This window comes from Vreelandella titanicae, assembly GCF_014697095.1.
GTDB classification, from domain to species: Bacteria; Pseudomonadota; Gammaproteobacteria; order Pseudomonadales; family Halomonadaceae; genus Vreelandella; species Vreelandella titanicae.
This window is the reverse complement of the sequence record NZ_CP059082.1, coordinates 926,952-950,591: the sequence shown is the minus strand read 5'-3', so window position 1 is coordinate 950,591 and position 23,640 is coordinate 926,952. Positions and strand designations below refer to the sequence as shown.

At 52.6% G+C, this 23,640-nt stretch carries 24 protein-coding genes; 9 read left to right on the top strand and 15 right to left on the bottom strand.

Features of this window, described 5'->3' with window-relative positions; translation table 11 throughout:
* Positions 1 to 38: 38 nt before the first annotated feature.
* From rsmG to argC, 7 genes are all read right to left on the bottom strand, one after another.
* Positions 39 to 698 (bottom strand): 16S rRNA (guanine(527)-N(7))-methyltransferase RsmG, encoded by a 660-nt coding sequence (gene rsmG, locus HZS52_RS04500; protein WP_009286344.1) that lies wholly within the window; start codon positions 696 to 698, stop codon positions 39 to 41.
* Positions 695 to 2,599 (bottom strand): tRNA uridine-5-carboxymethylaminomethyl(34) synthesis enzyme MnmG, encoded by a 1,905-nt coding sequence (gene mnmG, locus HZS52_RS04495; RefSeq protein ID WP_039857846.1) that lies wholly within the window; start codon positions 2,597 to 2,599, stop codon positions 695 to 697. Before mnmG ends, rsmG begins: the two co-directional genes overlap by 4 nt.
* Positions 2,600 to 3,216: 617 nt before the next feature.
* Positions 3,217 to 3,987 (bottom strand): amino acid ABC transporter ATP-binding protein, encoded by a 771-nt coding sequence (locus HZS52_RS04490; protein WP_022521047.1) that lies wholly within the window; start codon positions 3,985 to 3,987, stop codon positions 3,217 to 3,219.
* Between the two features lie 11 nt (positions 3,988 to 3,998).
* Positions 3,999 to 4,670, bottom strand: coding sequence for an amino acid ABC transporter permease (locus HZS52_RS04485; protein ID WP_009286346.1), 672 nt, complete (start codon positions 4,668 to 4,670; stop codon positions 3,999 to 4,001).
* Between the two features lie 118 nt (positions 4,671 to 4,788).
* The gene (locus HZS52_RS04480; RefSeq protein ID WP_009286347.1) at positions 4,789 to 5,565 is read right to left on the bottom strand and encodes a transporter substrate-binding domain-containing protein; all 777 of its coding nucleotides are present in this window, start codon (positions 5,563 to 5,565) and stop codon (positions 4,789 to 4,791) included.
* Between the two features lie 161 nt (positions 5,566 to 5,726).
* Entirely contained in the window at positions 5,727 to 6,080 is a 354-nt protein-coding gene (gene erpA, locus HZS52_RS04475; protein WP_007112206.1) for an iron-sulfur cluster insertion protein ErpA, read from the bottom strand.
* Positions 6,081 to 6,375: 295 nt separating this feature from the next.
* Positions 6,376 to 7,410: an N-acetyl-gamma-glutamyl-phosphate reductase gene (gene argC, locus HZS52_RS04470; protein ID WP_190374215.1), complete on the bottom strand. Its 1,035-nt coding sequence runs from the start codon at positions 7,408 to 7,410 to the stop codon at positions 6,376 to 6,378.
* Positions 7,411 to 7,544: 134 nt separating this feature from the next.
* Here argC and HZS52_RS04465 point away from each other — a divergent pair, with 134 nt between their 5' ends.
* The 5 genes from HZS52_RS04465 to HZS52_RS04445 all read left to right on the top strand — a co-directional run bounded on the left by HZS52_RS04465 (position 7,545) and on the right by HZS52_RS04445 (position 12,390).
* Complete coding sequence (locus HZS52_RS04465; RefSeq protein WP_190374214.1) at positions 7,545 to 9,380, top strand: chloride channel protein; 1,836 nt, start codon at positions 7,545 to 7,547, stop codon at positions 9,378 to 9,380.
* A gap of 9 nt (positions 9,381 to 9,389) precedes the next feature.
* Positions 9,390 to 9,821 carry a protoporphyrinogen oxidase HemJ gene (hemJ, locus tag HZS52_RS04460; RefSeq protein ID WP_022521043.1) on the top strand — a complete coding sequence of 144 codons (432 nt, stop codon included), beginning with the start codon at positions 9,390 to 9,392 and terminating at the stop codon, positions 9,819 to 9,821.
* Positions 9,821 to 10,630, top strand: coding sequence for a bifunctional hydroxymethylpyrimidine kinase/phosphomethylpyrimidine kinase (thiD, locus tag HZS52_RS04455; RefSeq protein ID WP_022521042.1), 810 nt, complete (start codon positions 9,821 to 9,823; stop codon positions 10,628 to 10,630). Before hemJ ends, thiD begins: the two co-directional genes overlap by 1 nt.
* A gap of 36 nt (positions 10,631 to 10,666) precedes the next feature.
* Positions 10,667 to 11,947 (top strand): glutamate-1-semialdehyde 2,1-aminomutase, encoded by a 1,281-nt coding sequence (hemL, locus tag HZS52_RS04450; protein WP_009286351.1) that lies wholly within the window; start codon positions 10,667 to 10,669, stop codon positions 11,945 to 11,947.
* A gap of 80 nt (positions 11,948 to 12,027) precedes the next feature.
* Positions 12,028 to 12,390 carry a hypothetical protein gene (locus HZS52_RS04445; protein ID WP_223828047.1) on the top strand — a complete coding sequence of 121 codons (363 nt, stop codon included), beginning with the start codon at positions 12,028 to 12,030 and terminating at the stop codon, positions 12,388 to 12,390.
* 68 nt (positions 12,391 to 12,458) lie between these two features.
* Here HZS52_RS04445 and HZS52_RS04440 read toward each other — a convergent pair whose 3' ends face one another.
* From HZS52_RS04440 to HZS52_RS04415, 6 genes are all read right to left on the bottom strand, one after another.
* Complete coding sequence (locus HZS52_RS04440; RefSeq protein ID WP_041157456.1) at positions 12,459 to 13,265, bottom strand: hypothetical protein; 807 nt, start codon at positions 13,263 to 13,265, stop codon at positions 12,459 to 12,461.
* Between the two features lie 60 nt (positions 13,266 to 13,325).
* Positions 13,326 to 13,865, bottom strand: coding sequence for a hypothetical protein (locus tag HZS52_RS04435; protein ID WP_190374213.1), 540 nt, complete (start codon positions 13,863 to 13,865; stop codon positions 13,326 to 13,328).
* Positions 13,866 to 14,106: 241 nt separating this feature from the next.
* Entirely contained in the window at positions 14,107 to 14,937 is an 831-nt protein-coding gene (locus HZS52_RS04430; protein WP_022521038.1) for a CsgG/HfaB family protein, read from the bottom strand.
* Between the two features lie 49 nt (positions 14,938 to 14,986).
* Complete coding sequence (locus HZS52_RS04425; RefSeq protein WP_022521037.1) at positions 14,987 to 15,403, bottom strand: curli assembly protein CsgF; 417 nt, start codon at positions 15,401 to 15,403, stop codon at positions 14,987 to 14,989.
* Complete coding sequence (locus HZS52_RS04420) at positions 15,403 to 15,924, bottom strand: CsgE family curli-type amyloid fiber assembly protein (RefSeq protein ID WP_190374212.1); 522 nt, start codon at positions 15,922 to 15,924, stop codon at positions 15,403 to 15,405. The genes HZS52_RS04425 and HZS52_RS04420 overlap by 1 nt, the downstream gene beginning before the upstream one ends.
* Positions 15,925 to 15,948: 24 nt before the next feature.
* Complete coding sequence (locus tag HZS52_RS04415; protein ID WP_190374211.1) at positions 15,949 to 16,641, bottom strand: response regulator transcription factor; 693 nt, start codon at positions 16,639 to 16,641, stop codon at positions 15,949 to 15,951.
* A 272-nt stretch (positions 16,642 to 16,913) separates the two neighbouring features.
* Between HZS52_RS04415 and rdgB the strand changes: the two genes are divergently transcribed.
* From rdgB to HZS52_RS04395, 4 genes are all read left to right on the top strand, one after another.
* On the top strand, positions 16,914 to 17,522 hold the full coding sequence (gene rdgB / locus HZS52_RS04410) for an RdgB/HAM1 family non-canonical purine NTP pyrophosphatase (RefSeq protein WP_141440215.1): 609 nt from the start codon (positions 16,914 to 16,916) through the stop codon (positions 17,520 to 17,522).
* Positions 17,515 to 18,699 (top strand): radical SAM family heme chaperone HemW, encoded by a 1,185-nt coding sequence (gene hemW, locus HZS52_RS04405; protein ID WP_190374210.1) that lies wholly within the window; start codon positions 17,515 to 17,517, stop codon positions 18,697 to 18,699. The genes rdgB and hemW overlap by 8 nt, the downstream gene beginning before the upstream one ends.
* A 79-nt stretch (positions 18,700 to 18,778) precedes the next feature.
* Positions 18,779 to 19,453 (top strand): YiaD family glycine zipper/OmpA-like lipoprotein, encoded by a 675-nt coding sequence (locus tag HZS52_RS04400; RefSeq protein WP_190374209.1) that lies wholly within the window; start codon positions 18,779 to 18,781, stop codon positions 19,451 to 19,453.
* An 87-nt stretch (positions 19,454 to 19,540) separates the two neighbouring features.
* A complete protein-coding gene (locus tag HZS52_RS04395; RefSeq protein WP_190374208.1) occupies positions 19,541 to 20,386 on the top strand; it encodes a 23S rRNA (adenine(2030)-N(6))-methyltransferase RlmJ in 846 nt (281 codons plus the stop codon).
* A gap of 18 nt (positions 20,387 to 20,404) precedes the next feature.
* On the opposite strand, the gene mnmE is transcribed toward HZS52_RS04395, so the two are convergent.
* Positions 20,405 to 21,775 carry a tRNA uridine-5-carboxymethylaminomethyl(34) synthesis GTPase MnmE gene (gene mnmE, locus HZS52_RS04390; RefSeq protein ID WP_190374207.1) on the bottom strand — a complete coding sequence of 457 codons (1,371 nt, stop codon included), beginning with the start codon at positions 21,773 to 21,775 and terminating at the stop codon, positions 20,405 to 20,407.
* Positions 21,776 to 21,895: 120 nt separating this feature from the next.
* Positions 21,896 to 23,584: a membrane protein insertase YidC gene (gene yidC / locus HZS52_RS04385; RefSeq protein ID WP_009286358.1), complete on the bottom strand. Its 1,689-nt coding sequence runs from the start codon at positions 23,582 to 23,584 to the stop codon at positions 21,896 to 21,898.
* Between the last annotated feature and the right edge of the window lie 56 nt (positions 23,585 to 23,640).

Here is a 23,640-nt window from a genome sequence, read left to right as displayed (position 1 = left end):
TCCTTCTGGGGGTCAGAATCAACATTCAGCTTTCACATTTAGCTTTCAACATCCAAGATCAGCAGCTGCCGCTGGGCCGCTTCAAAGGGTACTTCCAATAGGTGACGCTGATATAAACGTATACCGGCGGGCAGGTCGCGCAGTTCATCATCCGCCCCCGGGCCTTTCATGGCTAACCACTGGCCATCGGCGCTGGGTAGCTGGCGGGTCAAGGTGACAAAATCGACCAAGCTGGCAAATGCTCGGGAAATCACCTGATCAAAAGCGGCGGCTTCAAACTGTTCCACCCGCGCCTGTACGGGAGTGACGTTTTCAAGCCCTAACTCCATTACCGCCTGACGCTGAAAGCGCACCTTTTTGCCATTACTATCCAGCAGTGTTACATCAAGCTGGGGGGCTAATATCGCTAATACGATACCAGGAAGCCCAGGACCCGCACCTACATCCAGTAGCCGCGGCCCCTGCACATAGGGCAACACAGCGGCGCTATCCAACACATGACGCGACACCATGTCGTCCACATCGCGCACCGCTGTGAGGTTATAAGCCCGATTCCACTTGTGCAACAGTGCCAATAAGCCTAGCAGCTGTTGGCGTTGATGTTCGTCAACGGCGATGCCTAATTGGGTAAGGCCTTGATCGAGCCGTGGTGCAACGCTTGTAGGTAGCGTCTTCAACAGTGGGTTCAACGAACTCATCCGTTAACTACCTCAGCTGCGGCTACCAACCGGCGCTTTTTCAGATGCACCAGCAAAATAGAGACGGCCGCCGGTGTAACGCCTGAAATCCGCGCCGCATGAGCAAGCGTTTCCGGCCGCGCTTCAGCCAGCTTTTGGCGAATTTCGTTAGACAAACCTTCGACTTTTAAATAATCCAGCTCCGCAGGCAGTGGCGTGGCTTCGTGGCGCTTGAGTTTATCGATCTCATGCTGCTGACGATCGATATAGCCTTGATACTTAGCCTGAATCTGCACCTGCTCGGCGACTGCTGGGTCAGTGACCAGGGTGCCCTCAATGCCGGGCAGATTGGCCAAATCGCTGTAATTCAATTCAGGGCGTTTAAGCAGATCACTCAAGCAATACTCGCGAGTGAGCGGTGCCCCGGTTTTTTCGGCCACTTGCTCAGCCGCTGGGCTTCCCGGTTGTATCCACAGGGTGCTTAGCCGCGCGCTCTCTTGTTCGATAGCCTCGCGTTTTTGGCTAAACGCTGCCCAGCGCGTGTCGTCGACAAGACCCAATTCCCGGCCCGCTTCGGTTAAGCGCAAATCCGCGTTGTCTTCCCGCAACAGCAGGCGGTACTCCGCACGGGAAGTAAACATCCGGTAGGGCTCTTTGGTACCCATAGTGATCAGATCATCAACCAGTACACCGAGATAGGCTTCATCGCGGCGGGGATACCAGGCGTCCAGCTCCTGAGCGCGGCGGGCGGCATTCAGGCCTGCGAGCAAACCTTGAGCACCGGCTTCTTCGTAGCCGGTAGTGCCGTTGATTTGACCGGCAAAAAACAGGTTGTGGATAAATTTAGTTTCCAGCGAGTGTTTTAAGTCTCGTGGGTCAAAAAAGTCGTACTCAATGGCGTAGCCAGGCCGGGTGATATGGGCGTTTTCCAAGCCTTTGATGGAACGCACCACCTGAATCTGCACGTCAAAGGGCAGCGAAGTCGAGATACCGTTGGGGTAGAGCTCATGGGTATCCAAGCCTTCGGGTTCGATAAACACCTGGTGGCTGGATTTATCGGCAAAGCGATGAACCTTGTCTTCTATCGATGGGCAGTAACGTGGCCCAATCCCTTCGATGACGCCGGAATACATCGGCGAGCGATCAAGATTGGCCAGAATCAGATCGTGGGTGTGCTGATTGGTGTGAGCAATGTGGCAACTCACCTGCTGAGGGTGCATCTCCCGCGATCCCAGGTAGGACATAACCGGCGTTGGGCTATCACCGGGCTGCTCTTCCAACTGGGAAAAATCCACGCTTTTGGCATCGATGCGCGGCGGCGTACCGGTTTTTAGGCGGTCAACCCGAAACGGCAGGGCGCGCAGACGTTCAGCCAGCGCGTTGGAAGGCGGGTCGCCCGCTCGGCCGCCTTTGCTTTGATCCAAACCAATATGAATCACGCCACCCAAAAATGTCCCGGTACACAGCACGACGCTGTCGGCATGAAAGCGAATGCCGGTTTCCGTGACGACGCCTCGTACGGTGTCGTTATCCACAATCAGATCACCAGCGGCTTGCTGGAAAATCGTTAAGTTGGGCTGGTTTTCCAGCATTCCGCGGATCGCTGACTTGTAACGGATGCGGTCAGCCTGGGCACGGGTGGCCCGAACGGCGGGCCCTTTGCTGGCATTGAGCACACGAAACTGGATACCACCCAAGTCCGTGGCAAGCCCCATGGCGCCGCCCAGTGCATCAATTTCCTTGACCAAGTGACTTTTGCCGATGCCGCCAATCGCGGGATTACACGACATTTGGCCCAGAGTTTCGATGTTATGGGTGAGCAGCAGGGTCTGACAGCCCATGCGAGCAGAGGCCAGTGCGGCTTCAGTTCCCGCATGGCCACCGCCGATGACAATCACGTCAAAGCGGTCGGGGTAATTCAAGAGACACCTCGTCTTGTGCCTGTCGGCACGGATGATGTGGCCAATGCAGTCGATTCTAGACGCAGCCACCTTAGATCAATGAGTCGGCAAGTATAAACCCCCTGTGGGTAACCGTCAGGTTTTTCCACACCCCAAATCGCTAAACCGCCTCTATTAATAACAACATAAATATAAAATAAGAGAAGTTCTGTAAATGTTGTAACTACTAGTGTGGACAATTTCTGTGTATAAGCGATTAATTATTAATTATTTCATCAACTTATATTGTTGACTTCTACATGTTTGAAGGCGGGAGTGCCTGGGTAGAAAGGGTGCTAAGCCTGTGGATGAAATAGCGCCTTATCCACAGATGCAATTGGCCACGGCTTATCCACCGGCCAGTACCTGGGTTGTTACCGCAGCTGTGAACAAGCAACGTTGGGTGTGGAGCTAACGCTGAGAGACGCCCATGGTAGTCCTTGCGGAGATAAAAACGATTAATGTAAAAAAAGTTTATCCACAGGCAAAAAAATGGCCTGTCGTGTCGACAGGCCGGTAAAAAAGCGTCATTTCGCATTAGCGAACGCGTTATTTAGGTGCCAAGCGCAGGTCTACGCGAGGGCATTGAGTGTTCACATCTAGTGTTTAAGCACCCGCGCAAGGAAGGATTGAGTACGTTCATGTTGCGGTGAATCGAACAGTTTTTCCGGGTGTCCCTGCTCGGTAATCTCGCCTTTATGGATAAAAATCACCCGGTCGGCAACCTCACGGGCAAAGCCCATTTCATGGGTAACAATCACCATGGTCATGCCCTCTTTGGCCAGTTCACGCATGGCATCGAGCACTTCACCGATCATTTCCGGATCAAGCGCCGATGTGGGCTCGTCAAATAGCATCAGCCGGGGTTCCATGGCCAAGGCACGAGCGAGCGCCACACGCTGCTGCTGGCCGCCTGAGAGCTGGCTGGGGTACTTATCGGCCTGGTCGGCGATACCCACCCGGTCAAGCAAACGTTTGGCATTGCTGACCGCGTCGTCACGGCTTAAACCGCGCACTTTCATCGGCGCCAGTGTGACATTATCGATGACGCTGAGATGGGGAAACAGGTTGAATTGCTGAAAAACCATGCCCACTTCGGTGCGGATGGTTTGCAGTGCTTGGGTGCTCTTTCCATAGGGCAGCAGTTCATTGTCATCGACCACCAGACTGCCTGATTGGAACTCTTCCAGGCCGTTAATACAGCGAATCAGCGTCGATTTACCTGAGCCACTGGCGCCGATGATCACGACAACTTCACCGGGCACAATCGTAAGGTCAATATCGTTGAGTACGTGAAGGCTGCCAAAGTGCTTGTTGAGCTGCTGCATACGCACAATTGGTTGCGTTGTGTTGTTCAATGTCTCGCTCATTGCGCGTGTCCTTATTGTCCGGCCAGGCCTCTGCGCTCAAGTTGGCGCAGGATGATGGAGAGCGTCCAGGTGATCGCGAGATACATCAGGGCGACCATAAAGTAGACCTCAAGGGCCGTGAAGGTGGTGGCGATATAGATCTGCCCTTGGCGCACCAGCTCACTGACGCCAATCACTGAAAACAGGGAGGTGTCTTTGATGCTGATGATGCCCTGGTTACCAAGAGGCGGGATCATGCGCCGAAACGCCTGGGGCCAGATAACGTAGCGAAACGCCTGAGTGCGGGAAAGGCCCAGAGAGAGCGAAGCTTCCCCTTGACCGCGCTCAATTGACTGCACACCGCCACGCACGATTTCAGAGATGTAAGCGCCGGAATTAACGGCGATCGCGGCAATACCGGCGACCAGGGCGTTAATTGGCCCACCCAGCAGTTGTGGTAAGCCGTAAAAAATAAACAGTACTTGAACCAGAATCGGCGTGCCGCGGAACACTTCGACATAAATGATGGCCGGCCAGCGTAGCCAGCGCAGGGGGCTAATGCGTAACAGGCCAAAGAATATGCCGATAAAAAAACCAATGGCCAAGCCGCCAAATGAGATAAGTAGCGTCCAGGGAATACCCGGCAGCAGGTAAGGGATAGACCCAAACGCCGCCGACCAATCAAACTGAAAATTGACGTCCACGCGTAGACTCCTGAAACAAAAAAGCAGTTGGCAAAAAACACATGATCAACGCAGCAGGGCCGGGGGTTTTGGCCACCCGGCCCTGTAATGGCGTTACGCTATTATAGAGGTTTTACACTCACTCTTCGCTGGGGGCTTCACCAAACCATTTGGTGTAGATCTCATCGTAAGTGCCGTCTTCTTTCATCGCGGCGAGCGCTTCGTTGGTGGGTTCCACCCACTCGCTGCCTTTGTGGAAGACGATGCCGTACTGCTGACCTTCATATAGCGGGCCAACAACCTTGGTACGGCCTTCGCCACGGGTTTGCGAGAAGTAGGCAACGTTAGGGGCGTCATAGAGCACCGCGTCAACGTTGCGGCCTAGCAGCGCCATGTACATGTCGGCAGTACCCGGGAAGGGGGTGATGTCAGCATCTTCTCCAAGCTCTTGCTGCAGGTAGTCGTAGCTGGTGGAACCAATTTTGGTACCAACGGCGAGATCCTGAAGGTCTTCTAGTGTTTCGACGCTGTCATTGTCGGCACGCACAATAATGCGAAGACCGGAATCGTAGTAGGGGTCGGAGAAGTCGACAACTTCGGCACGCTCTTCCGTAATGGTGGTACCGGCAATGGCGATTTCCTGGCTGCCGGTTTGCACGGCGGGAATGATGCCGGAGAACTCCATGGTCGTGAGGTTGACTTCAAAACCTGCGCGTTCGGCGACTTCGTTGATGATATCCATATCGAAGCCGACCATTTCGCCGGTCTCTTGATCCATCATTTCAAACGGCACAAAGCTTGGGTCAGTGGCCACGTTCACCGATGGCGTTTGGGCCATGGCGGCAGTGGCGCTGCCCAATCCCAGTGCAAGCGCCAGCGTTGTTTTGGTTAGGCTGAGTGGTAGTGCTATTTTCATAAGTTTCCCCGTGCTTTATATGGCTGATGGCGGGTTACAAAGCGGTTTTTTACCGTTTGATGCTCTTTATAAACCGTTATTTAAGCCGTTGTTGACCTATTAACCTTGGCGAGAAACCGTCAGGGCGTCAAGTCACGGGGAGCGCTGCGGGCCAACGCTGTTTAGACCATAAAGGAGGCGCCGCAGCCGCAGGTGGTGGTGGCATTAGGATTTTGAACGCGAAAACGTGCGCCCGCCAGGCCCTCTTCGTAGTCGACGGTGGAGCCTACCAAGTATTGGTAGGAGAGGGGGTCAACCACTAGGGCTGCGTTACCGAACTCTATTACGGTGTCATCGTCGGCGACGTTTTCTGCAAAGTCGAAACCGTACTGAAAACCTGAACAGCCGCCACCAGTTACATAGACCCGCAGTTTAAGGGATGGGTTATTTTCTTCTGCAATCAGCGCATTAATACGTTTTCGTGCGCTATCAGAGAGCAGTAGTGGAGTAGGAACAAAGGCTTCTGCACCGCTCATGGGTACCTCCCGCGAGCTTTAAGAACGAATAAATCGGCATTGGGGGATGATTATGGGTAATTCCCAGCAAATTGGTCAACTATTGCTGGGAATTAGTTAGGAACGTCTAGGTTAGCTACCGATCCCCTCGGTGGCGAGGACAGGTTTGCGCGAGGGCGCTGTGAACCCGTCCATGGGCGCTACTTTCGACATCCATGTCGAAAGACCCTCGCTCCAACCTGCCCTCGCATCACGTTAACTGCCTTGGTAAAGAACCCCTTTGAGGTATTCTCTGAATGCTGGTGTTTTGTTTGGTTCAAGGCATCAGCGCAGGGGCGGTGAGTCCTGTATTCTCGTCAAAACCGAACATCAGGTTGAGGTTTTGAATCGCCTGACCCGAAGCGCCTTTGACCAGGTTATCGATCACCGATAGCACGACCACAGTGTTGCCGTTGTTAGGCCGGTGGACTGCCAAGCGGCAGGTATTGATGCCTTTGACACTGCGCGTTTCAGGATGGCTTCCCGCAGGCATCACATCGACAAAGGGTTCGTCGGCGTAGCGCTGCTCAAAGAGCGCCTGCAGATCACCGGGGTCAGCGGTTAGTTGGCCGTAAAGGGTGGAGTGAATGCCGCGAATCATCGGCGTTAAATGGGGCACAAAGGTTAAACCCACCGTGGATTGCTGGATATCCCTAAGTCCTTGACTAATTTCCGGCAGGTGGCGATGGCCCGAGGCGCCGTAGGCCTTCATCGACTCGCTGGCTTCGGCAAGCAGTGAACCTACTTTAGCGCCACGGCCTGCGCCGGTAACGCCGGATTTGCAGTCAGCAATGAGTTGGCCTGGGTCGATCAAACCCGCTTCCAGAAGCGGCAGGTAGCCCAGCTGAACGCTGGTGGGGTAGCAACCGGGAACCGCAATTAAACGTGCGTTTTTGATTTTCTCTCGGTGCATTTCCGGCAGCCCGTATACTGCCTCTTGCAACAATTCCGGGGCACCGTGGGCCTGGCCGTACCAACGGCTCCACTCGTCAGCATCGCGCAGCCGGAAATCGGCCGATAGATCAATCACCCGAGTGCCGTTTTCGAGTAGCTCACCGGCTAGGGCATGGGCAACGCCATGGGGTGTGGCAAAAAATACCGCATCCATGTCGCCCAGCTGTTTGGCGTCCGGCTCGCTAAACGCCAAGGTGTCGTAATGGCCGCGCAGGTTGGGGTACATATCGCACACCTTGACGCCGGTTTCCGAGCGCGAGGTAATCATGGCTACGTTGACTTGGGGGTGCTGGGCGAGTAGCCGCAGTAGTTCAACGCCGGTGTAACCTGTACCGCCAACAATGCCGACCTTAATCACAAATCACTCCTTACGGATGCTGCTGAGTAGAAAACCAAATTCGCTATTAGCTTAAGCATAGGACACCAAGCTGTTTAAGCGTATCCAGCTATGATACACAAGAGTGTAAAGATACAAGAGTAAGGAAGGTCGCTGTGGCGCGTTTTTCCCGATCGGATTTTACCTTAGAGAGTTTTCGTCGCCAGTTGGCCAATGTCGACGCCCTTCCGCAACTCTGTTTGCTGGGCCTTGTCTCGGGGGTTATTACCGGCGCTGTGATGGTGGCGTTTCGGCTGCTATTGGAAGCGGGCGCCGCGCTCTACATGACCGATGGCGACCCAGAAGCGTTTGAAAGCATGGTGCCCTGGCTGCGTGCGCTGCTACCTATGTTGGCGGTTACCCTTGTGGGTGTGCTGCTGTACCGGCAAAAACCGGCAGCGCGCAAGCTGGGCGTTGGCCATGTAATTGAGCGGCTTACCTATCATCAGGGCCGTTTTCCGTTACGCAATTGGTTAAATCAGTGGTGGGTAGGTGTTGTGGTGGTATTGGGCGGGCTCTCTGCTGGGCGCGAGGGCCCGGCGATTCATTTGGGCGCGGCGGCGGCCAGTGGACTAGGCCAACAGATGCGTTTGCCCAATAATAGTCTCAGGGTACTGGTGGCGTGCGGTACCGCAGCAGCTATTTCCGCTTCTTTTAACACGCCTATCGCGGGTGTCATCTTTGCCATGGAAGTGGTGATGATGGAGTACACCTTGGTGAGCTTTATGCCCGTGATTTTGGCCTCTACCATGGGTGCGCTGGTAGCACAGTTGGCTTATGGCAATGAACCCGCTTTTCGTATCCCCGAGATAGCACTAGGTTCACTGATCAACTTGCCGTGGATTGTGGTTACCGGGCTGGTGATTGGTCTGTTAGCGGGGCTGTTTATTCATATTTCACGCAACCAGCGGATTATGCTGTGGCCGCTCTGGATGCGCCTTGGCTTGGTGGGTGTGGCAACTGGCGCGGTGGCTTGGTGGTTCCCTCAGGTTCAGGGCATCGGTTATGACAGCGTGGCGGCGGCGCTCAATAACCAGCTGGAAATTAAAGTGCTGCTGGCGCTGATGATCGTCAAACTACTGCTTACAGCGCTAACTGTCGCTGGCGGCGTACCCATCGGTATTATCGGCCCGGTGTTGGTCATAGGTGCTGCCACAGGTGCACTGTTTGGTTTACTGGGAGGCTGGCTTTGGTCTGATAAAGCCGCGGATCCTGGTATTTACGCGATGCTAGGCATGGCCGCAATGATGGGGGCGGTGTTACAAGCGCCTCTTGCTGCCCTAATGGCGCTTTTGGAGTTAACCCATACGCCGAGTATCATGCTTCCCGGCATGTTGGCGGTGGTGGTGGCGTGCTTAACCTCGCGTCAATTGACCGGCTGTGAAGGTTTCTTTATTAGCACGGTGCGCTACGGGCTTCACCCGCTTCAGCAGCCTTTGATGCAGGCACTCTCACGGGTTTCGGTGCCTGCGGTGATGGAGCGTCAACTGGTGCGCACCGAGCGAATGATCACCCCTGATCAAGCGCGGCTTTTATTAGAGAAGAACCCAGTGTGGTTAGTGATTGAGCGGTCAACAGAGGAAAAACCTGTGCTGGCGCTAAAAGCCGCTGAATTGGCACGCTGGCTACTTGAGCACGATGAGGCGCTGCAGGGGGATGAGCCGCCTGAGGATGAGCTGATTGATCTACTGGAAATCCCCGGCCAGCGTTTAGAGCTGGCGCCGATTGGTTTACAGGCGACGCTTTCCGAAGCGTTTCTAAAACTGCAGGATAACGCTCTGGGGGCGCTCTACGTCGTTCATGGCTATCGCCCAAAGCAGCGGCGTATTTCAGGTATTATCACCCGTGGCGCCATCGAACGTTATTATCACTACACTGACCCCCGTGGTGCCGACCTTCGTGACAATGAAGTACGAGAGAATGATACCCGTAAGAAGGACTCATCACTTTAAGGAGCGACAATGTACCTATGGGTAAAGGCCATTCACTTAATGGCCGTAGTGACGTGGTTCGCTGCGCTGTTCTATTTACCCCGCCTGTATGTGTATCACGCCACTGCGCGGGATAACGGCGACGAACAGGCCATCAGCTATTTCAAAACCATGGAGCGTAAGCTCTACCGTGGCATCATGACCCCATCGATGATTGCGGTACTCATTTTTGGTGGCTGGATGCTCTATCTGGTGCCCGAATGGTTTAGCCAGGGCTGGATGCATGCCAAGCTGGCGCTAGTGGTTCTGCTTATCGCCTATCATCACGTTTGTTTGATCTATTTGAAGCAGTTTGCCCAGGATCGTTGTACCAAAGGCCATGTGTTTTTTCGCTGGTTTAATGAGGCGCCGGTGATTGCGCTCGTGGCGATTATTCTGCTTGCCGTTGTGAAGCCCTTTTGATGCGCCAACCGCTTCCCCCCGTGGTGTTGGTACTCGCCGGACATGATCCGACTGGTGGCGCTGGGTTGATCGCTGACAGTGAAGCCATTGCGGCCTGTGGTGGTTGGGCGGTAACGATCCCCACTGCGCTGACGGTACAGAATTGTCATAATGTGACCCGCGTGATCCCTGCTGAGCCGACCGCGATGCGCCAAATGGCCGAGGCAATTAGTGAGATGCAGGTCGCGGCGATTAAGATTGGCCTACTCGCTGACGAAGACACCCTGCGCGCAGCGGAGCAAATTATTCGTCGTTTTCCAGGCATTCCCGTGGTGGCCGATCCGGTCTTTAAGGCCGGTGGCGGAACTGAGTTATCCACACCTGCTTTGCGACAATTGTTTATTGATCGCTTGTTACCGCTTGTGGATATCTTAACCCCGAATCGCGCTGAGTTGGCTCAGCTTACGCCCGACATCATCACTCCTTTCGATGATACGGCCCGTGCGGTGGCACTGATGTCACAGGGGTGCCAAGCCATTCTGGTCACTGCCACGGATGAGCCGCTGCCCGGCAACGACCAACAGGTGGTGCACACCCTGCACTCGCCTGATACTACTCGCCAGTGGCAGTGGCCACGTTTGCCTGAATTGTTCCATGGTTCTGGCTGCACGCTGGCATCGTCTCTAGCTGCTCGTCTCGCTGTTGGTGAGCGCTTACCAACAGCTTGTGAGCAGGCTCAGCACTTTACTTGGCAAAGTTTGTCTCAAGGCTTTCAACCGCCCAGCGGCCAGTGTTTGCCACATCGTTTTTCACGGGCTGCCCGTTTTTGATCCTATCTTCTGTACGCCATTGACCGAGAGGATGCCATGACTACATCAGCTGAACTGTTCGATCTTGCCAGTCGCCATATACCGGGCGGAGTAAACTCACCCGTCCGGGCGTTTAAAGGGTTGCACCGCCCGCCGGTCTTTATGGAGCGTGCTCAAGGTGCCTTTCTGTTTGACGTCGAAGGCAATCGCTACGTGGATTATGTCGGCTCCTGGGGGCCCATGATCACTGGGCATGCCGACCAAGACGTATTGGCAGCCGTACGGGCGCGATTAGACAACGGCCTGTCCTTTGGTACCCCTACCGCAGTCGAAACCACCATGGCGGATTTGATCTGCGAGATGATCCCCTCCATGGATATGGTGCGTATGACCAGCTCGGGCACCGAAGCCACCATGTCGGCGATTCGCCTGGCGCGAGGTACCACCGGCCGCGATAAGATCGTTAAGTTCGAGGGTAACTACCACGGCCACTCTGATTCACTGCTGGTTAAGGCGGGCTCTGGCGCGCTTACCCACGGCGAACCCAGCTCACCGGGCGTGCCCACGTCGCTGGCTGAACACACTATTACCCTGTCGTTTAACGACCCTGAAGGGGTTGAAGCGTGTTTTAGCGAAATTGGCGATCAGATTGCCTGCATCATTGTTGAACCCGTTGCCGGCAATATGAATTGTATTCCGCCTCAACCGGGCTTTTTGGAAACGCTGCGCCGAGTATGTAACGAGTATGGCAGCGTGCTGATTTTTGACGAAGTGATGACTGGTTTTCGAGTGGCATTGGGCGGTGCCCAAGCCCACTACGGTATAGTGCCTGATCTAACCTGCTTGGGAAAAATTGTCGGTGGCGGCATGCCGGTGGGCGCCTTTGGTGGCAAGCGCGAGATAATGCAAAACATCTCCCCCCTGGGGCCGGTTTACCAAGCGGGCACATTGTCGGGTAACCCGTTGGCGATGGCTGCAGGTGTGGCACTGCTAACCAAACTACAGGTACCGGGCTTCCACGATGCGCTTACCCAGCGGGTTAACACCCTTTGTGCGGGCCTTCAGGAGCGTGCCAATGCCGCACGGGTGCCGATGATGACGCAGTCGGCGGGCGGTATGTTTGGACTTTTCTTCACCTCTCAAAGCCGTGTGGATAACTTTGCCCAAGCCACCGCCTGTAACCCGGATGCCTTCCGCCGCTTCTTTGGCGCGATGCTCGATCATGGCGTTTACTTGGCGCCTTCTGCTTACGAAGCAGGCTTTATGTCCAGTGCTCATACCCCGGAAGACATTCAGTTCACGCTGGATGCAGCAGAAAAAGCCTTTGCGGTAATGTAACGGCACGTAACCTAAAGCCAGCTATACTGTCAAGAGCCGCTCAACTTGAGCGGCTCTTGGCTTATATGAGAGTTACACTCATGGCACGACCAACGGCTTGGCGATACATGATCTGCGCAGCGGGGCTGCTGGTTTGCTTCCCGCTGGCTGCTCAGTCGCCTCAGGAGCAGGACATGACCCAGATCCATATCACCATGAGCGGTTCGCCGGGGGCAGAGTTTTACGCCCACTGGCGAATTACCCATGAAGGCGAAACCACCGAACACGTTGAGGAGAGCGGTACAGTGCCTGCGGAGTACACCTTTACTGGTACAGAGCTTGAAGGCACCGTTAAATTGTTAAGCGATGACGAACGGTTAGAAGTAGATATTCAAAAAGGCAGCAATCGGTCGCGTTCGTCGACTCAGGGGGCCGGGGGTACATTAACGCTGATGATTCGTTAACTTTTGCATTCTTAAAGTAATAAAAAACCGCCCCAGAAGGGGCGGTTGGCAATCACTAATTTAACAGTTTACCACTGTAAGCTGCTGGCATAGTTATTAGATCCATTTACTTGAGTATGCGTAGCGACAGCGGCGCCACCCATATTGGTATTTTGACGAATCATAGAGAGGCTGTTAGATTCGTCACGTTGAACGACTGTTGCTGTATGTGCTTCGGTACCATTTTGGAAGATATACGAAGCTGAGTTATTAGCACGAATCTGCGTTACATCTGCATAATTACCGTCACCGGTTTGAGAAATATGACTCCAAGTGGTGTCAGAATTATCAAGCTGCGAGACATATGCATCATTATCATAACCATCTTGGAAGATAACTGAATCGCTTGAATCAGTGTTATTTAACTGTTCAACGTCTGCAGTGTTATCTCCAGTTCCTGTTTGACGAATATAAGAGTCGTTAAGGTTGCCGGTTTGTGTAACCCTTGCCAGGTTATTTTCACCACCAATTTGGAGCACTTCAGATTCATTTTGCTCGTTGCCGCCATTTAGGCCTTGATTGACAAACGCTTGGTTCCCAATGCCATCACTGATTTGACGAATACGGGAATACTGCTCCGTACCTTTTTGCGTGGCGTTGGCAACGTTATCACTGCCGCCATTTTGTAGTATGATTGAGTCCCGAGTATTTGGGTTAGTTGTCGTAGCATAACCATTTAAACCATTGCGAATTCCTGCTTGGGCGTCAAAAACACCCTTGCCACCATTGAAAGTATTACCATCATGGTCGTAATTAGGATCACGAGGGTCAGCAGATACGCCCATGCTTAATGCAACAGCAATAGCAGCAGCGATAGTAGTAATTTGAGTTTTCATGGTGTTTCCCCTGTATCACGATTTACTTGCTTTGGTTATAACTGAGAAGCTGGCTGCGACTCAGTTGGTATCGATAGTGACCGGTCGTGCATAGCCCGAATAATTTTGTTGTTCGACACTTATGCTGCGAAGGCCACTGCCCGATTGAGAAAGAGCTATATCACTGTTCCGTCCAAACTGGGTTACTTGTGCTTTAATTTCAAATTGGCCACCAGTTTGACTGATATTTGCGGTATGATTTGAACCTACCTGTTTTATTAAACCAATGTTAGCGCCATTATTTTGAGAAATACTGGCTTGATTGTTATATCCATCTTGATAGATATAGGCGATGTTACCCATTTGATAACTCGCTGAGCGAGACTGTGTAACATTAGCTTGGTTGTCATTGCCATTTTGACTAATAATGCTAACGTTACTTTTTAATAGATTGTTATGGTATGTACCTGCTGCATATTGAGTTATTCGTGCGTTTTCTTCAGACAAACGTGTAAAGTCATTACCAGCGGCTAATAAGGTGGAAGCGTTGGTTAAAGAAATAGCGGCCACTAACGCAGTAAAATAGATTCGCATGTGCTTACTGTAACTGAACGTTTTCATATTTTTCCCTTTGAAACTTTTAGTATCAGTTTGTATTCATGCGTTGAGTTTGGCTTGTTTTTAGAAATTAACCATAGCGAATTTTTTTGAGATGACTATTGTTTTTTTTAACAATTATTAAAACAATAATAACTATTAAAAACACCATAAGAGAATTAGTTTTTTAGTCACTTTAGGTATTGCTTACGTATGCAACGGCCACTTTTAATGTGGCCGTTGTTAATTTTTTATATAAGAAATATTAAAGCATGGGTGTTGGGGAATTTAGGTAGTCATTAAGTACAGTATCTTGAATATTCGTACCTGGTGCGAGGTTCCACAGTCGGTTTTCAACGCCTCTGGCGATAAGATGAATAACCGCCGACTCAATCGCTGACATGACCGCCAACTGTACAGGCTCATTCGTGGTAAGGCCTACTTCGGCCTCTAGCAAACGACGAAAATCAATAAAACGATAGACACCCGCTCGCATCTCTTTCGAGTAGATCGTTTTCGTTGTGGTTACGTTAGCCAGTACTTCGCCGGTGGATATTTCAACCGCGCGTAAATTGACCGTTACCTGGTCAACTTGGTACTGCCCTGAAGCACCAATACCAAAATACTCAGCGCCAGCGCCGCCAGTGCGCACGTTGGATTCGTAGGCGATGATACCGCCTTCCAACATCACCGAGGCAGCACGCAGGGATGGCAGCGTATCGGGCTGGCCAAAGCGTTCAAACTCTGCGCGTATAATGCGTCTTTCGGTAAGCAAGTTTTGTAAACCGACACGCTCAAGCGGTATAAACCAGCCTGAATCCGCCAGCGCACCGGTTAGCATTGCTGCCGCACCTTGGGTGACAGCGGTTGAAAAAGTACTGGCAGGCGCAGGGCGGTATTGGCCTGTTTGATCGCGAAAGTCATAAACAGACACAAAAATTTGCCCAGCTGTGGGGGGGAGTGAAATTAAATCTTGGTAGGTAGCTCCACGGGGGGTAAGCGTTGCGTCTGCACCTTCTAAATTTTCCGATGTAGCGACCATGCCGGCGCAGCCGCTTAGTAAACTAGCGACGATAAGTGATGCGATAATTTTCATGGTGTTCCCCTGAGATGACGGATAATTTTTAGTGAGCTATTTTGTTGTTTTAAGGATTGAATAGCCCACCCACGCTTATTTCAGTCACATCTCCAGTTAACTTATCGACTACTCTAACTACTAATTGACCACCATTGTCGCTAACCACTACGCCAAACTCATCACTATCAAAGCTACCTTCGCTAACATCGCCCGAACTGACATCCGCTATTAATTGAGAAATGAGTCGGCTCTCTAAACTTTGTAGTAATCTTTCTGTCGCGGAAGTGGGAGTTGATCGGCTAGCGCTGGAGTCTTTATTGGTATCTTGAGCCTGCGCTTTTCCTAGTAAATAACTACCCACAAAGGGATCACCTCCAAAAGAAGGATTAAGTGGCTTATAGATTAATTCCCCAGCTTGTGCTGTTGTGGATAGCACCAAGGCCATTCCCATAACGACTAAGCAAGTTCTTTTTATTGGGTTCATTAGAAAATCTCCTCTTTTCCCAAGTCTTTGTCGGAAGATAGCGAAGCGGATATTTGCCGTTCAATCAGGGCTCTTTCGACGGTTTGCACTGCTTCCTCAGCGGTACGATCGGCTTCATTGATCCTGGGGGAGAGCTGTGTACGGAAATACATACGGTTGCCCTCCATCACCCATACTTGGCTGCCCCAGCGTGCATCGGGGCGCTCTTTAATGGTGATGGTGGCATTGCCGATAATCAGGTTATCCATCGCCCGCTGGCTGAAGGCTCGGTAGAAGGTCTTACCGGCCATGGTGATTGTTCTATCTACCATCACGCCAGTTAGCTCACTTCCTCCATTAGCGCTTCCTTGCACTCCAGGCCCATCAGGACTGGAGAGCTGATTAATAGCGTCGATCGCTTCTTGTTCGTTGGCAGGCAATGCATCGGTTGGGGCTGTTGGTTCGTTAGCTAATGCTAAAGATGACCCGATCCATACCGCCATGAAGAAAAAGTTGATGGATAAACGGTGCATTGATGGCATGACAGTTACCCTTGCGCATTAGCGCTAACGATGTCGTTGAAGACTGCGTGCGGTCTCAATATTGGGCAGAATCGGGCCCAGGTTCTGATGAATCCAGTTGAGCGCTTGAATGCGGTTGTGAACGTTAATTTTGCGAAAAATGTTGTATAGGTGTGACTTAACGGTGTGTTCGCTAACAAACAGTTTTTCGGCAATTTGTTGATTGGAAGAGCCAGCACTAAGTAGGGAAATAATTTCCATTTCCCGGTTAGTGAGTCCGCAGGCTGGGCGGAAGGCATTACTCTGGTATTTGCGATAGAACAAAATCAAACGCGCCATCAAATCCCGCGACATCCACAGCTCTCCTTCAAGTAGCGCATGTATGCCTTTACAGATGACCTCGAGACTTTCATTACGATAAAACACGCCTTTTAGCTGTGCACATGAGAGTGCTTCAAGGGCGTGATCCATATCGTGAATGTTGAAGGCGGCGAGGGGGGTTTTAGTGAGCGCATCGGGTAGTTTGTCTTGCCACTCGGGCATTGCATCAATGCCGATATGATCACTATCGATAAGTATCAACATGTTGCCCGATGCAGAGATTGGTAACGCTGCGTGGGGGGAGTGGATACTAATTTGACAACCGGTGTGCTTGTTCAAGTATTCAGCGAACAGCTGGACTTGGGGACTTTTTTCGGTAACGACATACACCGTTCCGGTAGATTTTTCCTGCGACATTGGGTAGCCCTCGTGGAGAGAAAGAGTGAGCAGGTCACACTTGAAGTGTTGACTATAAGATACGTTCCGTAAAGTTTTGTTACTAATTATTTGGTCTATTTATAGTTTTAGACTCCTCTTATGTTTTAAGTTTATTTTAAAAAACAGATGCTTACTAATATTAATGGGTTTTAGTAATTATTTATACCTAGACACATTTGATAACATTGTGCTGGCTTTTGATACGTTCAATGAGCGCGTAAACTGATGCTCTACTGTTAGGAGTACATACCATGGCCGCCGTCAATACCCTTGTACTTGCCAGTGGCAATACAGGAAAATTAAGAGAATTCAATCAGTTACTTTCACCTTTGGGGTTCGATGTTCGCCCCCAGGCGGATTTTGGCGTCACGGATGTGGAAGAGACGGGGCTAACCTTCGTCGAAAATGCACTGTTAAAAGCGCGTGAAGCGAGCCTCATCAGTGGATTACCTGCATTAGCTGACGATTCTGGGCTTGAAGTAGACGCACTCAATGGTGCGCCCGGTATCTATTCCGCTCGGTATGGCGGTGAGCCGAGAAGCGACGAGAAAAATAACCAAACGTTGTTAGCCGCATTAAGTGACTGTGCGGAAGGGCAGAGAAGTGGACGTTACTGGTGTGTGCTGGTTTATTTGCGCCATCCGAAGGATCCGGTGCCGGTCATTGTGCAACGGAGTTGGGAAGGCGAAATTCTTGCTCATCCCCGAGGGAAGGAGGGGTTTGGCTATGATCCGCTTTTCTGGTTACCTGATCAGGGTATGAGCGTCGCCGAGCTGCCCAGCGAAAGTAAAAATCGCCTTAGCCATCGTGGTCGCGCGTTGCAGGGGTTGGTGGAGTTACTGAAGGTGGCGCATGGCTGATACGTTGCCGCCACTCTCTCTCTATATCCACACGCCATGGTGTGTCCGTAAATGTCCGTACTGTGATTTCAATTCTCATGAGCCGGGCACACACGGTTTTACTCCGCGGGATTTACCTGAAGCCGCCTATCTAGATGCGCTGTTACAAGACCTGGATAGTGATCTTGACCTGACGGCTGGTCGAGAAATTAAAACCATCTTTATTGGCGGTGGGACTCCAAGCCTGCTGTCGCCCGCGTTTTATGAACGATTACTGAAAGAGATCCAGATCCGTTTACCCTTCTCTAAAGAGATAGAAATTACCTTAGAGGCTAATCCAGGTACCACGGAGCAAGAGCATTTCATTGGTTACCGGAAAGCAGGCATTAACCGTCTTTCGCTGGGTATTCAAAGTTTTCAGCCTGATCAACTGCATGCGCTGGGGCGAATTCATAGCGGTGACGAAGCGATTACTGCGGTAGCGCAGGCGCGCCAGGCAGGCTTTACCAACATTAATATTGACCTTATGCACGGTTTGCCTGATCAAACGCCTCAATTGGCGATGGATGATATTACCCAAGCGCTGGCATTGGCACCTGAACATCTCTCTTGGTATCAGTTGACCCTTGAGCCGAATACCGCCTTTCACTCCCACCCCCCGATACTGCCAGAGGAAGAGGCGCTTTGGGATATTCAGGATAAAGGTCATCAGCTCCTGGAGCTGGCGGGCTTCAAGCGCTACGAGATCTCGGCTTACGCTAGTGCTGGTCACCAGAGCCGCCATAACCTTAATTACTGGCAGTTTGGTGACTACCTCGGGATTGGCGCTGGTGCTCATGGCAAGCTTAGCCGTATTGACTCAAATGGGGAGTGGCACATTGAACGGCGCTGGAAAACTCGCCAGCCAGACGCCTATCTAAAGCGCGTAGATGATCTGCGTGGCTTTATAGCCGGTAAACAGCTGATAAAAACGGATGAGCTACCGTTGGAGTTTGCCATGAACGCTTTACGGCTCACTGGCGGGGTGTTGCTTGAGACATGGAGAGCCAACACTGGGCAAGCGCCTGCAATGTTACTCACGCGTTTACAATCTGCCGAGAAAAAAGGACTTTTGATGCAAATGCCTGAAAAACTGCGTGCATCGCCTCAAGGTCTATTATTCTTGAATGAGTTGCTAGCTTTGATCAGCGATGATTGACCAGCAATCTACAGAAATTCTTTTTTTCTGAAATAACAGACTTGAACCATCAAGCTTGACGACTTACAAGGAGTGAGTGATGCGTATTTCTCGACTACTGACACCGTTGGCGGCTGCTATTCTACTGGCCGGTTGCGCTACATCGGATCCTTACGGTGGCCAAACGCAGCGCTCTAGCACCGCTATGGGCACCGGGATTGGTGCCGCCGTGGGGGCCGCTGCAGGCGCTCTGTCTGGCGATGGCAGCACCAGCCGCCGTGACCGTGCACTAATTGGTGCTGCCGTAGGCGCAGCAGCGGGCGCTGGTATTGGTGTCTATATGGATCGCCAAGAGCAGCAGCTACGTGACAACCTACAGGGGTCACGCATTGAAATCGATCGCCGTGGCGACGATATCGTGCTCAATATGCCCAGCGGCGTTACCTTTGGCTTTGACTCTGCTGAGCTGACTAGTGAAGCGCGTGGCTCACTCAATGAAGTTGCTAACGTACTTTCTCAGTACCAGGATACCCGCGTTAGTATCGCTGGCCACACCGATAGTACCGGTGACGCGAGCTATAACCAGCGTCTATCTGAGCGCCGTGCCCAAGCCGTCGCCAACTACTTGTCTCAGAATGGCGTTTCATCCATGCGCCTGAATACTTCTGGTTACGGTGCTACTCAGCCAGTCGCCAGCAACGACAATGAGCAGGGTCGTGCTCAAAACCGTCGGGTAGAAATTACCTTGACGCCTACCGGTAACGGCCAGGGCTAAGTAAGCCTCTTAAAGCTGCGCATTGCCGCTCAAAGCCCGCTATGCTCCTATAGCGGGCTTTTTTCGTTCACCTGTTTACGAGCTACCATGCTGTCCTACCAACACGCCTACCACGCCGGTAATTTTGCCGATGTACACAAGCATCTGACGCTTTACGCCGTCACTGATTACCTATTACGTAAAAAAACACCTATTACATATATAGATACACATGCCGGTAGAGGGCTTTATCCACTAGCCACCAAAGAGACCCAGCGACTCCAAGAGTACCGTGAGGGCATCTGGCCGCTGTGGCAGAAGCGTGAACAGCTAACCGACGCGCTGCTGGGTAGCTGGTTAAACGCTATTGTTGGGGCACAGCCAGATCGTAATGAATTGACCCTCTACCCAGGCTCGCCCTGGTGGCTGAGCCAGCCGCTGCGCGAGCACGATCGTCTGTGCCTGTTTGAGCTGCACCCGGGCGAACACCAGCACTTGAATGGCCAGGCGCTCCCTGCGCAGGTCAAGCGCGTGTATGGCGACGGGCTGGCAGAGCTTAGAGCGATGCTGCCGGTAGCAACACCCAGGGTATGCGTGCTGATTGACCCAAGCTTTGAGCGCAAGGTGGAGTACCAGGAGGTCGCTGACACTGCTATCCAGGCGCTGGAAAAGGCTCGCCATGCGGTGATGATGATCTGGTACCCGCTGTTGCCTGCCGGGCATCACCAAATGCTGCTGGACGTGCTGAAGGCCAGCGGAATACGCAAGATATGGCGCAGCGAACTGCTGCTGCGCGAACCTGGCGAGCAGGCTCACGGCATGTTCGGTAGCGGTATGCTGGTGATCAATCCGCCCTGGGGATTGGATAAACGCTTGGCAGCAGCGATGGCAGAAATTACCCCGCTGCTCGGCGCTGATAGCCGCTATCAGGCGGATTGGTGGGTGGGAGAGTAGTTGTCGAAAAAAGTAACTCTATTTGCCGATGCAAAAACTGCCAAAAATTTCGCCCAATAAATCATCGGCGCTGAATTCGCCAGTGATCTCGCCTAAGGCTTGTTGGGCGTCGCGCAAATCTTCCGCCAGCAGTTCCCCTGCGCCATATCCATCCAACTGAGCACGGCCGGTATCAAGGGCTGCCATGGCGCGATCTAGGGCGTCCAGGTGCCTTCGGCGGGCGGAGAAGCGACCCTCGGTGGTGGCGGCAAAACCCATCACATCCTTCAGATGCGCTTTCAAGTTATCCACACCCGTACCGGTTTTCGCCGATAGGCGCACAATGGGTATGGTTGTGGATAAATCAATGCCCGCCGGCTCGGCACTGGTATCGATTTTATTACGCACCAGGGTTAAGCGGCTCTGGTCGGGCAGGCGAGCGACAAACTCCGGCCAGATGGCCATGGGGTCGGTTGAAGTAGTGGTGCTGGCATCAACGAGTAGCAGCACTCGGTCGGCTTTCTCTATTTCGGCCCAGGCACGTGCGACACCAATTTTCTCCACCGCATCAGGCGTATCGCGCAATCCAGCGGTGTCGATGATATGTAGGGGCATACCATCAATATGAATGTGCTCACGGAGCACGTCCCGGGTCGTGCCCGCGATATCCGTCACAATGGCGGTATCTTGTTCGGTCAGCGCATTTAGCAGGCTCGACTTCCCCGCATTGGGTCGCCCGGCAATGACCACGCTCATTCCTTCTCGCAGCAGTGCACCTTGGCCTGCCGCCTGGCGTACGTCGCTCAGCGCTTGCTGGACGCTGCTTAAGTGCTGGGCAACGTGACCGTCGGCAAGAAAGTCGATCTCCTCTTCGGGGAAGTCGATCGCCGCTTCAACGTAGACGCGCAGTTCGATCAACCGCTCCACCAGCGCAGAGACGCGCTTCGAGAACTCACCCTGGAGCGAGCGTACGGCGTTTTCTGCCGCCGAGCGTGAGGTGGCATCGATGAGGTCGGCAATCGCTTCCGCCTGGGCCAGGTCGAGCTTGTCGTTTAAAAACGCCCGCTCTGAAAACTCTCCTGGCCGCGCCAAACGAGCACCCAAGGCGACACAACGCTCCAGCAGCATATCCATAATAATTGGGCCGCCGTGTCCCTGGAGTTCCAGTACGTCTTCACCGGTAAACGAATGGGGGCCGTTGAAGAACACAGCGATGCCTTCATCAATACTGCCTTCTGCGCCTTGGAAGGGGCCATAGTGAGCGTATCGTGGGGCAGGGCAATGCCCAACCATGGCCTGAGCGATTTCACGGCAGGCAGGCCCTGAGACGCGGATAATACCCACGCCGCCACGTCCGGGAGGTGTTGCCAGTGCCGCAATGGTGTCAGGCGTGTAGAGGCGTTCGGCCATGTTGAATCTCTTAGTCAATTGGCAGAAATAGCATTTGATCGGTCTAGTCTGGATTTATCGACCTTAAAACGCCAGACCCCCGCTCGGGGCGGGGGTCTGAAGGGCGATGACAAAGGCAGTCTATTTGGTTTTCATACCTTTGCCTATACTCGGATCATTTTCGATTTTGCGCGTAATGTAGTACTGCTGCGCCACCGAAATGATGTTGTTGACCACCCAGTAGATAACCAGACCGGCCGGGAACCACAGGAAGAAGAAGGTAAAGATGATAGGTAGCATCTTCATGATCTTCGCCTGCATGGGGTCTGGAGGTGTCGGGTTCAACATCTGCTGAACGAACATCGAAATGCCCATCAGAATCGGCAGAATGAAGTACGGATCCTTCACCGATAGATCCTGAATCCAGAAGATAAACGGCGCATGCCGCAACTCAACCGACTCCAGCAACATCCAGTAGAGAGCGATGAAGACAGGCATTTGAATCACAATAGGTAGACAGCCCCCCAGCGGATTGATCTTCTCCTTCTGGTAGAACTTCATCATCTCTTGTGACATTTTCTGCCGGTCGTCGCCATACATCTCTTTCAGGCGCTGCATTTCCGGGCCGAGTTTACGCATCCTACCCATGGATTTGTAAGCTTTGGCTGAAAGCGGGAACAGCACTGTCTTAACCAGTATGGTCAACAGAACAATCGACCAACCCCAGTTACCGACTACCTCGTGGATATGATCCAGCAGCCAGAAGAGGGGGTTAGCAATAAACCATAACCAGCCATAATCTACGGTTAATTGCAGGTTGGGAGCGACTTGTTCCAGGTAGTCCTGCACTTTTGGCCCGACGTACAGAGTGGCGCCTAGAGTGGTTTCACTATCGGCGGCCACAGTGCTGGTGGGGCCAGCAAAGGCTACGACGTTACGATTACTGGAGTCGGTGGTGACGTAGAAAAGGTTTTGCTGATCCTGCTGAGGCGCCCATGCCGACACAAAGTAGTGCTGAATAATGGCTATCCAGCCGCCCTGTGCTTCACGGTTTTCGAAGTTATGGCTTTGAATATCCTCAAAGTCGATCTTCTCGTAGCGTGCATCTGGCGTTGAGTAAGCGGCCCCTAAGTAGGATTTCATACCCATGGAGACACCGCTTGATGGGTCAGGGCTATTGTCGCGTGCCAACTGACCAATAAAGCGCGCACTAACCGGTGCGTCGGTGTTATTGGCCAGGTAGTAGTTGACGTTGACCGCATAGCTGCCGCGCTCAAAGGTAAGCCGCTTAATGACCTCAACGCCGTTAACATCAGCGGTTAGATCAACGCTTAGCTCGTCATCGTTATCGCCTAAACGATACTCCGAGTTTTCAGGCGTGAACGCGATACGGCTGGCTTGGCCATCGAGCTGCAGGCCTGAGCGAGCCACGTAACTACGGCTGCTGTTATCGGATAACAGCACATAGTTACGGTCTGAATCCAGAGAGAGTTTGTGCTGCGGTAACGCGGCATAAACAATATCGCCACCGTGTGGATCAATACGCACATCCAGAACATCGGTGGTCACGGCAATGAAGTCGCGGCTTGATGTCTCGCTTTCGGTATCAGGAATACCTTCACCTACCGCACTTTGCTGTGAAGACGTGCTCGGCACCGCTAAGCCGCTTTCTCCATCTTCAGCATTGCTAGGAGACGTGGAATTGCTGCGTTGCGTCGTTTCAGGCACTGAATCGTAATTCGGCTGCCCGTAATCCTGATTCCACTGGACGACTAGCAAGTAAGCGAGTACGGCTAGTGGAATCAGTAATAAAAGTCGTTTTACGTCCATGAGGGTTCTGCCCGCTGGGTGGTGAACATGCTAATGGCGCAGTGTCATTTACTCGA